The 15,409-nt window shown below is 47.6% G+C and carries 15 protein-coding genes; 4 read left to right on the top strand and 11 right to left on the bottom strand.

Annotated elements, in window-relative coordinates; all coding sequences use genetic code 11:
• Nucleotides 1-97 precede the first annotated feature (97 nt).
• The 4 genes from T456_RS23770 to T456_RS0111830 all read left to right on the top strand — a co-directional run bounded on the left by T456_RS23770 (nucleotide 98) and on the right by T456_RS0111830 (nucleotide 6,848).
• Nucleotides 98-2,914 carry a carboxylesterase family protein gene (locus T456_RS23770; RefSeq protein WP_024866315.1) on the top strand — a complete coding sequence of 939 codons (2,817 nt, stop codon included), beginning with the start codon at nucleotides 98-100 and terminating at the stop codon, nucleotides 2,912-2,914.
• A 185-nt stretch (nucleotides 2,915-3,099) separates the two neighbouring features.
• Nucleotides 3,100-4,881 carry a sugar ABC transporter substrate-binding protein gene (locus tag T456_RS0111840; RefSeq protein WP_242835962.1) on the top strand — a complete coding sequence of 594 codons (1,782 nt, stop codon included), beginning with the start codon at nucleotides 3,100-3,102 and terminating at the stop codon, nucleotides 4,879-4,881.
• Between the two features lie 119 nt (nucleotides 4,882-5,000).
• Entirely contained in the window at nucleotides 5,001-5,921 is a 921-nt protein-coding gene (locus T456_RS0111835; protein ID WP_024866313.1) for an ABC transporter permease, read from the top strand.
• A 12-nt stretch (nucleotides 5,922-5,933) separates the two neighbouring features.
• On the top strand, nucleotides 5,934-6,848 hold the full coding sequence (locus T456_RS0111830; protein ID WP_024866312.1) for a carbohydrate ABC transporter permease: 915 nt from the start codon (nucleotides 5,934-5,936) through the stop codon (nucleotides 6,846-6,848).
• 96 nt (nucleotides 6,849-6,944) lie between these two features.
• Here T456_RS0111830 and atpC read toward each other — a convergent pair whose 3' ends face one another.
• From atpC to T456_RS0111775, 11 genes are all read right to left on the bottom strand, one after another.
• Nucleotides 6,945-7,370 carry an ATP synthase F1 subunit epsilon gene (atpC, locus tag T456_RS0111825; protein ID WP_024866311.1) on the bottom strand — a complete coding sequence of 142 codons (426 nt, stop codon included), beginning with the start codon at nucleotides 7,368-7,370 and terminating at the stop codon, nucleotides 6,945-6,947.
• A gap of 5 nt (nucleotides 7,371-7,375) precedes the next feature.
• Nucleotides 7,376-8,770 (bottom strand): F0F1 ATP synthase subunit beta, encoded by a 1,395-nt coding sequence (gene atpD / locus T456_RS0111820; RefSeq protein WP_024866310.1) that lies wholly within the window; start codon nucleotides 8,768-8,770, stop codon nucleotides 7,376-7,378.
• A 49-nt stretch (nucleotides 8,771-8,819) separates the two neighbouring features.
• A complete protein-coding gene (gene atpG / locus T456_RS0111815; protein WP_024866309.1) occupies nucleotides 8,820-9,680 on the bottom strand; it encodes an ATP synthase F1 subunit gamma in 861 nt (286 codons plus the stop codon).
• A gap of 19 nt (nucleotides 9,681-9,699) precedes the next feature.
• A complete protein-coding gene (gene atpA, locus T456_RS0111810) occupies nucleotides 9,700-11,223 on the bottom strand; it encodes a F0F1 ATP synthase subunit alpha (RefSeq protein WP_024866308.1) in 1,524 nt (507 codons plus the stop codon).
• A 23-nt stretch (nucleotides 11,224-11,246) separates the two neighbouring features.
• Entirely contained in the window at nucleotides 11,247-11,786 is a 540-nt protein-coding gene (gene atpH, locus T456_RS0111805) for an ATP synthase F1 subunit delta (RefSeq protein WP_024866307.1), read from the bottom strand.
• A 9-nt stretch (nucleotides 11,787-11,795) separates the two neighbouring features.
• Nucleotides 11,796-12,293 carry a F0F1 ATP synthase subunit B gene (gene atpF, locus T456_RS0111800; protein ID WP_024866306.1) on the bottom strand — a complete coding sequence of 166 codons (498 nt, stop codon included), beginning with the start codon at nucleotides 12,291-12,293 and terminating at the stop codon, nucleotides 11,796-11,798.
• 170 nt (nucleotides 12,294-12,463) lie between these two features.
• The gene (atpE, locus tag T456_RS0111795; RefSeq protein WP_024866305.1) at nucleotides 12,464-12,745 is read right to left on the bottom strand and encodes an ATP synthase F0 subunit C; all 282 of its coding nucleotides are present in this window, start codon (nucleotides 12,743-12,745) and stop codon (nucleotides 12,464-12,466) included.
• Nucleotides 12,746-12,800: 55 nt separating this feature from the next.
• Nucleotides 12,801-13,571, bottom strand: a complete 771-nt coding sequence (locus tag T456_RS0111790; RefSeq protein WP_024866304.1) for a F0F1 ATP synthase subunit A — start codon at nucleotides 13,569-13,571, stop codon at nucleotides 12,801-12,803.
• 10 nt (nucleotides 13,572-13,581) lie between these two features.
• Nucleotides 13,582-14,010 (bottom strand): ATP synthase subunit I, encoded by a 429-nt coding sequence (locus T456_RS0111785; protein WP_024866303.1) that lies wholly within the window; start codon nucleotides 14,008-14,010, stop codon nucleotides 13,582-13,584.
• Between the two features lie 19 nt (nucleotides 14,011-14,029).
• Complete coding sequence (locus tag T456_RS0111780) at nucleotides 14,030-14,332, bottom strand: AtpZ/AtpI family protein (protein ID WP_242835960.1); 303 nt, start codon at nucleotides 14,330-14,332, stop codon at nucleotides 14,030-14,032.
• A gap of 274 nt (nucleotides 14,333-14,606) precedes the next feature.
• Complete coding sequence (locus T456_RS0111775) at nucleotides 14,607-15,407, bottom strand: alpha/beta fold hydrolase (RefSeq protein WP_024866301.1); 801 nt, start codon at nucleotides 15,405-15,407, stop codon at nucleotides 14,607-14,609.
• Nucleotides 15,408-15,409 lie beyond the last annotated feature (2 nt).

The following is a 15,409-nucleotide window of genomic DNA, read 5'->3' as shown; positions in this document are numbered from 1 at the left end:
GATAAATATGTCGCATTTTTTGATTAGATTGCGGAACTGTTTTTGCGATAGATTACAATCATAGGGTTTAAAAAAGTATTGTATTCAGGGGTGAATAATGTTACGAATCACAAAAACAGAAAACGGCCAGGTCCGCGGACTTCCGGGCAATGACCCAAGGATCACGGTGTTTAAGGGGATTCCTTTTGCTGCTCCTCCCACCGGAGAGAACAGGTGGAAGGCGCCTCAACCCTGCCCCGACTGGGAGGGCACGTTAAACGCCTTTGAGTTCGGTCCCATTTCCATGCAGGATACACCGGGAGTTGGGGACGGTCTCTACGACAGAGAATGGCACGTTGATCCCGATATTCCCAACAGTGAGGACTGCCTCTATTTAAATATATGGACACCGGCCAAAAAAGCCGACGAAGCCCTTCCGGTTCTTGTATGGATCTACGGCGGCGGCTTCCAGTGGGGCTACACCGCCGAGATGGAATTTAACGGCGAAGCCCTGGCAAAGCGCGGCGTCATTGTTGTGAGCATTGCTTACCGTCTGGCGGCTTTTGGCTTCATGGCACATCCTTCCATCACCAAAGAGTCTCCCGATGCTCCTTCCAATTTCGGTCTTCTTGACCAGAAAGCTGCCCTATCATGGGTCAAAAGAAATATCGCTTTCTTCGGAGGAGATCCTGAGAAGATCACCATCGCAGGCCAGTCCGCAGGCGGCGGCAGTGTAATGCACCAGCTTGCCTGCAAAGATAACTTTGACATTATAAAGGGAGCAGCCATCTTCAGCGGTATCATAAGACTTCCCAAGGCTGAGGACGACATCTTTAATCCTCTGAACCTGTCACAGGCCGAGGCTCTCGGTGAAGAGTTTTTTGCCTGCCTTGGAGTTAAAGACCTTGAGGAAGCAAGAGCCCTTTCGGGAAAAGAGATACTGGATGGCTACAACAGATTTGTAAAAGATCACAGAAGAATGTTCCCGATAATCGACGGTTCTTTTTGCACCTCAGATCCCGTGGAGAAGTTCATAAAAGGCGAATGCGCCGATGTTCCTGTGATCTCGGGAAATACCACGGATGAATTTTCTGATGCCGGCGTAAATATGGTGGAACGGTCCGTTAAGAGTGCCTTTACGGACGCTCAGAAAAACCGTCCGGACCAGAGGTTCTACTATTACAGATTCGATCCCGACATTCCGGGAGACGGACATAAAGGGGATGCTTATCCCGGAACCTTCCACTCCTGCGACCTGTGGTTTTTCTTCAACACACTGGGCAAATGCCACAGACCCTATGAGGGCAGGCACTTTGACCTGGCCGGCAGGATGTGCGACTACTTTGCAAACTTCGTAAAAACCGGAGACCCCAATCCCTCCGGCGCTGATAATAAACCTCTTCCCAAATGGGATCCCTATCGTGACCCCTTCCATAGCGAGATGGAATTCCCGGGAAGAGGCCCAACACCAAAATGTGAAGGGGGCATCAGGCAGGGCAGCAAAAAGCAGGCTGTGAATCCCTACCTTCCCTCCTGGGAATATATTCCCGACGGTGAGCCCTATGTGTTCGGTGACAGAGTCTATGTCTACGGCTCCCACGACATCTGCAAGGGCGAGACCTTCTGCCTTGGTGACTACGTATGCTGGTCAGCTGCGGTAAACGATCTTGGCAACTGGCACTACGAGGGCGTTATCTACAGAAAAACTCAGGATCCCTTAAATCCGGACGGACACATGTGTCTCTACGCTCCGGATGTCACAGTGGGTCCCGACGGAAGATATTATCTTTACTACGTACTTGATAAGGTGAGCATCGTCTCCGTTGCGGTGGCTGATATACCTGCAGGACCCTTCGAGTTCTACGGCTACGTTCACTATGAGGACGGAACAAAGCTCGGTGACAAAGAGGGGGATGAGCCCCAGTTTGATCCCGGAGTACTGACTGAGGGAGATGTTACCTACCTTTACACAGGCTTCTGCGGCCAGGGAGATAAATCCAGGCACGGCGCCATGTTCACGGTTCTTGGAAAAGACATGCTGACTGTAGTCAAGGCTCCCGCAATAATTGCACCGGGAGATCAGTACAGCGCCGGCACAGGCTTTGAGGGACATGCCTTCTTCGAGGCACCGTCTATCAGAAAGCGCGGCGACACCTACTACTTCATCTACTCATCCGAGGTTATGCACGAGCTGTGCTACGCTACCTCAGATAAACCGGAAGGCCCCTTCACTTACGGCGGAGTTATCGTAAGCAACTGCGATCTTCATATAGATACTTATAAGAATGCATCGGTTCCCGCAGCCTACGGTGCCAACAATCACGGAAGCATCCTGGAGATTTCCGGTAATTGGTATATCTTTTACCACAGACATACCCATGGCACCTGGTTCTCAAGACAGGGCTGCGCAGAAAGGATCGACTTTGAGGCTGACGGCAGCATAAAGCAGGCAGAGATCACTTCCTGCGGTCTTAACGGAGGACCTCTGTCAGATATAGGCGAATATCCTGCCTATATCGCCTGCAATCTCTTTACAGAGGATCGTGAGCTCTACGTCAGAGAGTCAGTTCCGAGGATTGTTCAGCAGGGCGGCGATGAGGACTACAGCGACGGCTATATCAAGGGCATCGTTGACGGAACCACCGTTGGATTTAAGTACTTCGATGTTAAGGGCGCCACAGGACTTCGCATTAAGACAAGGGCTTACTTCGATGGGGAATTTGAGGTACGTACCTGTCCCGGAGAATCAGCAGGCGGGAAAACTCCCGATGGCCAGGGCATTTTACTTGGGAAGATCAAGGCCAACGGCTCCAACATCTGGACCGCTCACGAATGCAGATTCGACGCTCTTTTTACAGGTAAAAAATGTGCACTATATCTTGTCTATAAAGGAAGCGGTAATTGTTCATTATTATCAATAGAGTACCTGCATTGATTGTAAATTGTGCACAATAAATTAGAACAAATCATAAATTTTCTGTTAAAGAAGTAAAAAATGTGCTAACTGAAGTAAAAGAATTCCATTCTTTTTACGAAGCGCAGAAATTTATAATGATTTCAGAAAAAAGACATAGTGATTATGTTTTTTGGAAAAAAGTGAGGAGAGAAAGGGGTTTAGAAATGAAAAACAACACAATGAAAAAAGTCGTTGCACTTTCAATGAGCACACTGCTCATGGCAGCTTCTCTTGCAGGCTGCGGCAGCGCACCGGCTGCAGACAATGCTGCACCGGCAACAACAGACAGCAATGATACTGCTGCTCAGACAACAGACAGCGGCGAGGCTGCTCCTGTAGCAAGCGGAGACATCGTAGACTTCACATTCTTCGCAGGAATGCCCGGAACAGAGATCAACAGCGGAAACAATGAGATCCAGGACATGATCGCTGAGAAGACAGGCGTTCGTCTGAAAGAGACATGGCTTACAGGCCAGACAGTATCAGAGGCAATCGGAAGCATCATCGCTTCAGGAACATATCCTGACCTTATCGATGGTGGTGACGGATGCGCAGATCTTTACAACGAAGGTGTTCTTGTTCCCTGGGATGAGTACCTTGCAAGCGGCAAGTATCCTAACCTGACAAACTACTACACACCTACAGAGTGGGATCAGTTCAGACAGGATGACGGACACATCTACTGGTGTAACGTATTCCAGAACACAAAGGGTGCTCCTACAGGTACAGCACACAACGATGAGGCATTCTGGATTCAGGCAAGAGTTCTTGAGTGGGACAACTATCCTGAGATCAAGACTCTTGATCAGTACTTCGATCTTATCGAGAGATATGCAGCTGCTAATCCTAAGACTCAGGATGCAAACGGCAACGAGATGGACATCATCCCTTACACATGCCTTTGCGATGACTGGAGATACTTCTGTATCGAGAACGCACCTCAGTTCCTTGACGGATATCCTAACGACGGTTCTGTAATCGTTGATTTCGAGGGCAAGGATCCTACAATCGTTGACTACAACACAACTCCTACAGCTAAGAGATATTTCCAGAAGCTCAACGAAGAGTACAAGAAGGGCATCGTAGATAAGGACTTCGGAACACAGAAATACGATGACTACATCACAAAGCTTTCAAACGGTAACGTACTTGGTATGTGCGATCAGTACTGGGATTTCCAGCAGATCAACGACGCACTCCTTACAGCAGGTCTTGATAAGCAGGGCTGCAACTATGTTCCTCTCGGACTTACAATTGATGAGGGCATGGAGAACCGTTGGCATACATACGGTGACACACTTAACACAGCTTCAGGTATCGCAGTTACAACAAGCTGCTCAGATCCCGACCTTGCATTCTCATTCCTTGACAAGATGCTCGACCAGGATATCATGAACCTTCGTTTCTGGGGTGTTGAGGGTGTTGATTACCTCGTAGACGAGAACGGTCTGTTCTACAGAACTCCTGAGATCAGAGCACAGGTTGCTGATCCTAAGTACAAAGCAGATCACATGTGCACATACAGCTACCTTCCTCAGTACGGCGGAACAAGCGATGATGGAATCAACGCTAACCTTCCCGAGGAGCAGCCTTCAGAGTTCTATGACAAGCTGGCAGAGCCCCTTAAGAAGTGCTTCGATGCATACGGTGCTAAGAACTATCCCGATCTTATCGGTTCAGTTGTAGAAGATGTTAACGCAACACATCCTTGGTTCCCTATGTGGTCATACTCAAACAACCTTGATACATCAACACCCGGTGGTGTTGCCTGGACAAAGATGGGCGAGACAAAGCACGAGTGGCTTCCTAAGATTGTTATGGCATCTGACTTCGAGAGCGAGTGGAACAACTACATGAGCGCTTACGAAGCATGCCAGCCTGAAGACTTCCTTAACCAGATGCAGGAAGAGCTTGACAGAAGAGTGGCAGCAAACGCAGGCAACTAATGTTTAATTTCCGGTTTTAGACGATAAGGCGGCCATATGCAGTTATAAAAGTATATGGCTGCCTTTTTATACAGATTTATTATACGAAAGGTACCAAAAGCATGAGTAAAACCGTCACAATGAAAAAGAAACCGGTCATCACCAAAAAAGAACTCATCAAGCAGAGAGTTCTTATTGCCTGGTCTGCAGTGTTTGTAATATACGGATTTGTCTTCTGTTATCTGCCCCTGGCCGGCTGGCTGATGGCTTTTGAAAACTATAAGAATAAGACAGGTCTTTTCCACTCCCAGTGGGTCGGCCTTACAAAATTCAAGTTCCTGTTTTCAGACGCAACCTTCCTTAAGGTTATCAGAAACACCTTCTGCATGGGAACTTTAAACCTTATATTTACTACCCTCACAGCTATTATCTTTGCTATTCTCTTAAATGAGTTCAGACTGCTGAGGGCCAAGAAGGTAGTTCAGACCATTTCCTACCTTCCCCACTTCCTTTCATGGATCATCGTTACAGGTATCCTGAATGATGCTCTGTCATCAACAGGTATCGTAAACGAACTTCTTGTTAAATTCGGTATTGTTAAGGATACCGTCCCGTTTTTCTCGATACCGGCGCTGTTCTGGCCCATCGTAACCTTCGCGCATGTATGGAAAGAAACAGGATGGAATGCCATTATCTACCTGTCAGCCATTACATCCATTGACCCCTGTCTGTATGAGGCCGCTTCCATCGACGGCGCAGGAAGATGGGGCAAGATCAAGAATGTTACACTGCCGGGTATCAGACCTACGATCATAATCCTGCTTATCATGAACATGGGTAATCTGCTTAACGCAGGTTTTGAAGTACAGTATCTCTTAGGAAACGGTCTTGTAAAAAGCGTATCCGATACCATCGACATCTATGTCCTCACCTGGGGTATCAGCCAGAACGACTACTCTCTCGGTACTGCAGCAGGTATCTTTAAGAGCGTCGTATCCATCGTGATCATCGTGCTGGCAAATCAGATCGCCAAGAGAACCGGCGAAGAAAGGTTATTCTAAGGGAGGTGCTGTATGGAAAAGAATGAGAATAAGTCAGGTAAACTTAATAGACTAAAAGTCGGAGATGTGATCTTTTACATTTTCCTGTATCTGTTTATGTTGATTTTCTGTGTAGTGACCATTTATCCCGTACTTAATACACTGGCCATTTCCTTTAACGACGGTGTAGACGCCATGAGAGGCGGAGTTCACTTATGGCCCAGAATATTTACCACACAGAACTACGGCGCAGTGCTTGCTCTTAGAAACATCGGCCGAGGCGCTGTTATATCGGTTCTTCGAACCGTCCTGGGAACATTATTTGCGGTAGTTGCCAATGCGCTGCTCGCCTTCATTGTAAGCCAGAAGAACTTTGTCTTCAGATCCCAGCTGTCTCTTTTCTGGGTTATTACAATGTACGTTAACGGCGGTATGATCCCTGTAATGCTCCTGTACAGAAACCTGCATCTGACAAATTCATTCTGGGTATATGTCATCCCCGGAATGATAAGCGGTTTCAATATGCTGGTTATGAGAACCTACATGGAAGGACTTCCGGATTCTCTTCAGGAAGCAGCACAGATCGACGGCGCAGGATATATGAAGATATTCGTATCTGTTGTATCCCCCCTGTGCAAACCCATCTACGCTACAATAGCTCTTTTCGTTGCTGTAGGTCAGTGGAACTCCTGGTTCGATACCATGCTCTACAACCGTATGGCCGACCAGTACACAACACTGCAGTACGAGCTGATGAAGATGCTTTCAGCAGTTACAAGCCTTAAGGGTAACGCAGGTGCTGCCACCACAGGAACTCAGGTTAACATCACTCCTGTATCCGTAAGAGCCGCAGCCACCATCATCACCATGGCTCCCATCGTAATGCTCTATCCTTTCCTGCAGAGATACTTCGTTGCAGGTCTTACAATCGGTGGTGTAAAAGAGTAATCAAAGTCCATCAGGTTTCAGCAATATCGCGCCGGATGGCGCAGAACATAGAATGGCCCGGAGTAAGCACTCCGGGCCATTTAATTTGTCTTTATATTATTGTTGTTTAAAGTCGTGATCCTGTCCGGAAGAACCAAGTCTTACCAGGGCTCTGTAGAGCTTGGCCTCCGCCCTGACGCGGGCTTGCTTGTCCAGCTGCTGGTCTTTAAGCCTTTCCTCGGCCCTTGCCTTGGCAGCTTTGGCACGCTCGATGTCGATGTCTTCACTCCACTCCCAGGTGGTAGGGAAAACTCTGACCTCGCCCTTAAGTACAGAAAGCATTCCACCGATACAGGCTGCTTTTCTAACGGTTCCGTCTTCCATGGTAACTCTGGCGGTGCCCATGCCGATAGCGGTACAGTAGTCCGTGTGGCGCGCAAGGATTTCCACGTCACCGTCTATTGTACGCAGCAATATCTTTTGAACCTGTCCGTCAAAGTCTTCTCCATCCATGGAAACAACCTGTAAATGATATGAGGACATAGTAATTATCCTTTCTTTGCTTTCTCAAATACTTCGTCAATGGTTCCAACCAGGAGGAATGCTGACTCAGGAAGGTCATCGCACTCGCCGTCGAGGATCATCTTGAATCCACGGATAGTCTCCTTAAGAGGAACATACTTTCCGGGAAGTCCGGTGAACTGCTCAGCAACGGAGAAACTCTGGGACAGGAAGTTCTGTACCTTACGAGCTCTGTAAACTGTCAGCTTATCCTCTTCAGAAAGCTCATCCATACCCATGATGGCGATGATATCCTGAAGTTCACGATATCTCTGAAGTACCTGCTGCACTCCTTTAGCTACTTCGTAATGCTCTTTTCCCACAACATCGGGAGAAAGGATACGGCTTGTTGAATCCAGAGGATCAACCGCAGGGTAGATACCCTTTGAAGCGATATCTCTGGAAAGAACGGTGGTAGCATCCAGGTGTGTGAAGGTTGTAGCGGGAGCAGGGTCTGTCAAGTCGTCCGCAGGCACATATACGGCCTGAACAGAAGTGATGGAACCCTTCTTGGTGGATGTGATACGCTCCTGCAGAGCACCCATTTCTGTTGCCAGTGTAGGCTGATAACCTACGGCTGAAGGCATACGTCCAAGCAGAGCTGAAACCTCAGATCCGGCCTGGGTGAAACGGAAGATGTTATCGATGAAAAGAAGCACATCCTGATTCTTTACATCACGGAAATATTCAGCCATGGTAAGTCCGGAAAGTCCGACTCTCATTCTGGCTCCCGGAGGCTCGTTCATCTGTCCGTAAACCAGAGCTGTCTTGTCGATAACTCCACTTTCCTTCATCTCACCGTAAAGATCGTTTCCTTCACGGGTACGCTCACCAACACCGGTAAATACGGAAATACCGCCGTGAGCCTTGGCTACGTTGTTGATAAGCTCCATGATAAGTACGGTCTTACCAACTCCGGCACCGCCGAAAAGACCGATCTTTCCGCCCTTAGCATAGGGGCAGATAAGGTCTACTACCTTGATACCTGTCTCAAAAATCTCTGTGGCAGGAACCTGATCTTCGTAGGAAGGAGCGGGACGATGGATTGCCCATCTCTCAACTCCCTCAGGAGCAGGCTCGTTGTCAACAGGTTCTCCAAGCAGGTTGAAGATTCTTCCCAGACACTGATCACCAACGGGAACAGTGATGGGACTTCCTGTGTCTTTGGCATCCACTCCTCGAACAAGTCCATCAGTGGAGCTCATGGCTACGCAGCGAACTACGTCATCGCCTATCTGCTGAGCAACCTCAGCAACAAGCTTGCGATCGCCGATCATGATCTCTATGGCATTGTGAAGATCAGGAAGCTCACCCTCTTTGAAGCGGATGTCAAGTACAGGACCTGTAACCTGTATTACCTTTCCAACATGATTTTCACTCATTTTTGACTCCTTAGAATTGTAGTTATTAAGAAATACTGTAACAAGGGCCTCAGCTTTCAGCTCCTGCTACGATCTCTGTAATCTCTTGCGTGATGCTTGCCTGACGTGCCCTGTTATAGTACAGGCTCAAGGTATCAATCATTTCCTCTGCGTTGTCGGTAGCGGCCTCCATCGCTGTTCGGCGTGCTGCCAGCTCACTTGCATAGGATATATTGATACTGGAATAAAGAATTCCCGCCAGATATTCCGGAACAATAGCATTGAACACCGTCTCTGAATCCGGTTCATACAGTATCAGCTCCCTGGCCTTGCCATCGCTTGGCTTCTCTTCGGTTCGAAGATCCGAAAGAGGAAGAAGTGATGATGCTGTGGGAACCTGAGAAAGCATGGACACGAAATTTGTGTAGCACAGATAGATATGTCCGAACTCTCCCGAACTGTATGCTTCGCAGATCAGTTTGGCAACCTGGAAACAATCTGAGAGGTTTACTTTGGCAACCTCGGCATATTCCTCTGTAAAAATGGGAACATTCCTGTGTTTAAAGTGCTCCACAGATTTTTTTCCTATGGGAAGAACTGTTACGTCCCCTCTGTCCTTGGTCTCCTGCTCCATGAATTTGAACAGGTTGGAGTTGTAACCGCCTGCAAGACCTCTGTCTCCGGCGATAACCACATACAGCCACTTGTCATTCTGTCCCGCCTTGGTGTAGGGAGACTGGAAATCCGTGTTTGTGTTAGCAATGTCTGTAAGTGTTTGAACCATGGTCTCGAGATAGGGCTTTGATGCATCAGCTCTCTCTTTTGCCTTACGAAGTTTGGATGCGGCAACCAGCTGCATGGCCTTCGTGATCTGCATGGTGCTCTGAACGCTCTTGATTCGGAGTTTAACAGCTTTCATTGATCCAGCCATTATTTAAGTCCTCCTCTTATCAGCCCTTCTGCTTAAGGAACTTCTCTGTATAAGCGTCCAGTGCCTCTTTTAGCTTGGTCTCTGTTTCAGCTTCCAGCTTACCGGTCTCACGGATGTCACGCATTGCTGCGATTCCGGAAGGATCGTTGTCAAGGAAGTCATAAAGTCCTGCTTCATATTCTGCTACATCGGTAACTGCTACCTTCATCAGAATATTGTTGATTACGGCATAAAGGATGGCAACCTGCTTCTCTACAGGTACCGGCTGGTTCTTGTCCTGCTTGAGGACTTCCACGATTCTTTCACCCTGTGCAAGACGGTTCTTGGTGTCTTCATCAAGGTCGGAACCGAACTGAGCAAAGCTTGCCAGCTCACGGTACTGTGAATATACAAGTTTCAATGTTCCGGCAACCTTCTTCATTGCCTTGATCTGAGCGTTACCACCAACTCGGGATACGGAGATACCGGGGTTAACCGCCGGCATGATTCCTGAGTGGAAGAGCTCGGTCTCAAGGAATATCTGACCATCTGTGATGGAGATAACGTTTGTGGGAATGTATGCCGAAACGTCACCAGCCTGAGTCTCGATGATAGGAAGGGCTGTAAGTGAACCGCCTCCGTTCTCATCTGAGAGCTTAGCTGCTCTCTCAAGAAGTCTTGAGTGCAGATAGAATACGTCACCGGGATAAGCCTCACGTCCCGGAGGTCTTCTGATCAGCAGGGAGAGTGCTCGGTAAGCAACCGCATGCTTGGACAAGTCGTCGTAGATACAAAGAACGTGCTTGCCCTGATGCATAAAGTACTCACCCATAGCGCAGCCTGTGTAAGGTGAAATGTACTGAAGAGGACTGGGTTCTGAAGCTGTAGCGGCTACAACGATGGTGTAGTCCATGGCTCCGCCCTTCTTAAGGTCCTCAACAAGTGAAGTAACTGTCGAACGTTTCTGTCCGATAGCAACATAGATACAGATAACATCCTTGCCCTTCTGGTTAAGGATTGTATCAATAGCAATTGTGGTCTTACCGGTCTGTCTGTCGCCGATGATCAGCTCACGCTGTCCTCTTCCGATAGGGATCATGGAATCGATAGCCTTGATACCTGTCTGAAGGGGCTCCTTAACGGGCTGTCTTGCGATAATTCCGGGTGCCGGTGATTCAACCGGTCTGTATTCGGTAGTCTCGATAGGGCCCTGGCCGTCGATAGGCTGACCAATGGCATTAACGACACGTCCGATCATCTGCTCGCCTACAGGTACAGATACAACTCTGCCTGTGCGCTTAACGGTCTGTCCTTCGCTGATACCTACATCCTCGCCGAACAAAACCGCAGAAACTACTGTTTCCTCGAGGTTCTGAGCCATTCCGAATGTTCCGTTCTCAAACTCAAGAAGCTCACCGGCCATACAGTTCAAAAGTCCGCTGACTCTGGCGATACCGTCACCAACGGTAAGAACTGTTCCGGTCTCATTCTGAATGATCGCGTTCTGATAATTCTTTATCTGGCTTCGAATGACCTCGGATATTTTTTCTGGTTTTAGTTCCATATCATCCTCCGATGTTTATTAGTCTAGATGACTGTCTCGTCGACTTTTCTGCGAAGCTCGGATAACCTTCCTTTGATGGATCCGTCAAAGAGCTGTCCCTCGAGATCAACTCTCACACCACCTAAGATGTCCGGATCGGTTTTCTGCTCCAGCAGAACTGTCTTACCGCTGATCTTTTCAAGTTTCTCTTTAAGCTGCAACAGCTGTGTATCGGAAAGTGCAACTGCGGTTGTCACCACCGCTTCAGCTATCTTGTGAGCCTCATTATAAGATTTTCTGAATCTCTTATAACACGCTGAGTACTCACGAAGCAGTCCTTTTTCTATGAGTATCTTGATAAAGTTCAGATGATAAGGGGTCAGGCTGCTGCCTAAGGACTCATCCACCAGCTGCAGTCTCTCGTTCTTAGGAACCGAAGGCTCCGACAGGAGTGCAACATAATCGGGATTCTCCTTGAAGATTCCCTTTACTGCCTCCATCTCGCCCAGTATATCATCCGTAAGGTTCTCTTCCGCTGCCAGATCATACAGGCTCTGCCCATAAAGATCTCCAGCTTTCGTCATAATTTCTCCTTATGCTCCGACCTTGTTTATGAAGTCATCAATGAGCTTCCTGTGGTCGGATTCGTTAATTTCCTTTTCAACAACCTTGCCTGCGATTTCCATGGCAAGTCCGCCGATTTCATCTTTGGCCTCGTTGATAGCTTTTTTCTTCTCCTGCTCAATATCGGCTGTAGCCTTCGCCTTAATGGCAGCTGCCTGCTGTTCAGCTTCCCTCACAAGGGTCTCTGCCTTGTTCTCCGCTTCCTTCTGGGCATCGGATACAATCTTGGCAGCTTCTGCATGGGCATTTGTAAGGCTATCCTCATACTGTTCTTTCAAAGAATCAGCTTCGCTTCTGGCCTCTCTTGCCTCTGTTATCTCTTTATCAGCCAGATTTTTTCTCTTCTCGAGGATCTCGTTAATAGGTTTGAAAAGAAACTTCTTAATGAAATACACCTGTATGAAGAGGTTTATGATCTGAATTATAAAGGTCCAGGGCACAAGGGTTACTAAATCTTGTGTCTGCATATGTATTCTCCTCTGAAAATCTTCAGTAACACGGATTGCTCCGCTTCGCTTTCGCAATCCTGCAGTCATTCGGAATCCGCACTCCCGTGCTGCTTCCTCATGCCTGGGCGGTCTTCAAGGTCATAAATTTTCCTGTGCAAGCACGAAAGTTTTATGACTTTGAATCCCTGTTACTGCAAGTAGTTCATAAACATTCCGGGTGCAACGAAGATAAGAAGAAGACCTGTAACGAAACCGTAAATACCTGTTGTCTCAGCAACCGCGCAACCAAGAAGCATGGTACCGGTAACATCACTCTTGCACTCAGGCTGACGTCCGATAGCTTCAAGAGCCTTTGATACGGCAGTTCCTTCACCAATACCAGGTCCGATACCTGCGATCAGCGCACAACCTGCTCCAATTCCGCATCCTGCCAGTGCAATACCTTTTGCCAGAATCTGAAAATCACCCATAATTCTTTTGCCTCCTAAATGAATTTTTTAGTAGTAGTATTTTTTTAATCCTAAATCACGATTCCTCTGCCGCGTTGGCGATGTACATGACGGTCAGCATACAGAAAATGAATGCCTGCATGCATCCTGAGAACCAGTCAAAATACACTCCGGTCACAGCAGGAAGTCCGATGCCGAGAATAGGGATCTTGGACAGGAACTGTCCAACCACACCCGGTATCAATTTGAACAGGGCTGCTGATGCAAGCCCCAGTGCCCAGTAAATAAGTCCGTCGATAACTACTCCGGAAAGGATATTTCCAAAGTGACGGCAAGCCATACTTACAGGCGTTGCCAACTCGGACAGAATATTGAATGGTGTCATAACTGCTATAGGAGTCGTGAATCCTTTCAAATATCCGCCAAATCCGTTGGTCTTGATCTTGGTGGCCGTTATCATGATGAATACCACGATGGCCCAGGCTGCTTCTGTCGACAGATCAGCTGTCGGGCTTCTAAGTCCCACAAGACTTATAAGGTTTGATACAACGCTCGTAGCAAAGAGCGCAGATACGAAGGGTATCAGTTTATCAAACTTGTTACTGCCTGTGTTGTTACGAACAAAGTTGTTGCCCGTCTCAACCAGCATCTCCGCAAAAGCCTGCCTCTTCGAGATGTTCTCGATCTTGAGATCTCTCGTAAGGAATATACACAGACCGGTAATGATGATCATCACTATCCAGCTGACGATCAGCGTTTCAGTGATCTGAAGATCCCCTAAAATGGGAATTCCGGTCTTAATGGTGGCGTATATCCTCGCATAATCAACTTCGAAGCTTTGACTCATGCTTTCGCCTTCAACCTCCTTTCCCCGCAGAAATGATACCGCGTAGTTTTATGTATAAACTGGGAATGAATAGCGGTACTATGCCCGCTACCAAGTTGAATATCGGAACAACGATTGCAAGGATCACCCAGAGGATCTGAAGCATGTACCTGTACCTGAGGCTTACGCCCATGGTAGAGCGGGCCTGTGCATCGTCCTCTATGGAGGTAACCTTCTGAACCGTCATTGCCATCCAGAAGAAATTTCCGACAGCCACAATAAAGCCGCCGATTCCTCCCAGTATTACTTTGTAATCGAAGGGTACTGACCAACCAAATGGCGCATCCTTCGGGATTACCATGTGTAAGATAAAAAATATTGCGAACATTATCAGAACACCGATACCTGTTCCGATAGCTAATCTCCCCGTTTCCTGCTTTACAGCCGGCTGAATTTTCATACTCCCAAAAAGCTCCTCTTTAAATATGTTTGCTGAAATTGACCTCGTTAGGGTCGCGTTTTAATTTCTTTTTATCTTCTTTGTGGACCACTGACAGATATACTTTGTAGGCTGTCATCCAGGACGCCCCCAGCCCCAGTATAAATCCCGGTATGTAGACCCATACCCCAACAGAAAGCTTCGTTACCAGAAGGTAACATGCAAAAAGACACATCAGAAGGGGCATCAGCAGCGACAGACCCAGCTGGCCTACCATTGCAAACTGACCGATAAGTTTGGACACGCTTCTTACTTCCATGTTCTTAACGGATACCCCTTTCATTAGCCCTATTTGTGCATACTAATACAGTATAACACTATAATAATACACTTTTTATGGGCTTTTCTCAACTAATGTTAGACAATTCTGAACTGCGATGCCCTTTGTCAAAAAAGCCAAAAGCCGCTTTATTCCTGAACTTTGCGACTTTTGGCCGTTTTCTTTATAAAGATTTTATCAAAATTTCGGTAACCTTCGTGGTCCCTTGGATAATTAAAACCTTATTAAAAACAAAACTTCCATAACCCCTAAAACCAATAGAGTTATGGAAGCTTTTTTAATTAAGAAAGAAATCCATCACACGCCGCCTGTAATCCGGCGCCGTATCAAAGGATGCATGTCCGTAGCCGATATACATATACAGCCTGAACCCCTCCTTTTCATCCAGCTCCTGGGCAATCTCCATGGTGGAGTCGGAATTAAGGACCTCGTCCTCAAAGGTACCGGTGGTAAGGACAGGGCAACTGATGTCTTTAAGTCTGTCAGTCACGTTGAAGCCGTGCATTCCCGAAGCCAGGATCACAAAGCGCTGAAGTTCTTCATCGGTGACCGTTTTAGCTGTCTCAATGAAATAGTCCCTGAACTGCTCAAATACCGCAGGGGGATATACCTTCTGTCCAAAGCTTAAGTACAAGCCTTCTCTGTCGCCCTTCTTTGCCAGTTCAATCCATTCATCTATGCCATCAGCCTGCTCCTTCGTCACATGAGAAGAGGTGGAGCCAAGAGCCAGCTTTTTTACCAGCTCGGGGTGCTCAATTGCAATTGTCATGGCTATCATGCCGCCCTGGGAGGCACCAAAGAGGCAGATGTCGGTCAGGCCAAGAGCTTTGATGGCAGCCGCTGTGTCTTTTGCCATATCATAGACCGTGTAGACGGGCGGAAGCTCGTTCCTGCGGTCAAAAAGATATATCGTAAAATCCTCATGGGCCAGTGAAAATCCGTCTACTACCGCATCTGCAGAACCCATGACGCTCTGAACGCTGAGCCCGGGGATCATGACAAAAATGTTGGGGCCGTGGCCGAATTTTAGATAATCCATGGTAAATCCATCTGTCTTAACAGTTTCAATCATTGCCATTG

This window comes from Butyrivibrio sp. FCS014, assembly GCF_000526935.1.
In the GTDB taxonomy this organism is placed as follows: domain Bacteria; phylum Bacillota; class Clostridia; order Lachnospirales; family Lachnospiraceae; genus Butyrivibrio.
Note: the sequence above shows the minus strand (reverse complement) of the source record. Positions and strands in the feature narration are given on the sequence as shown.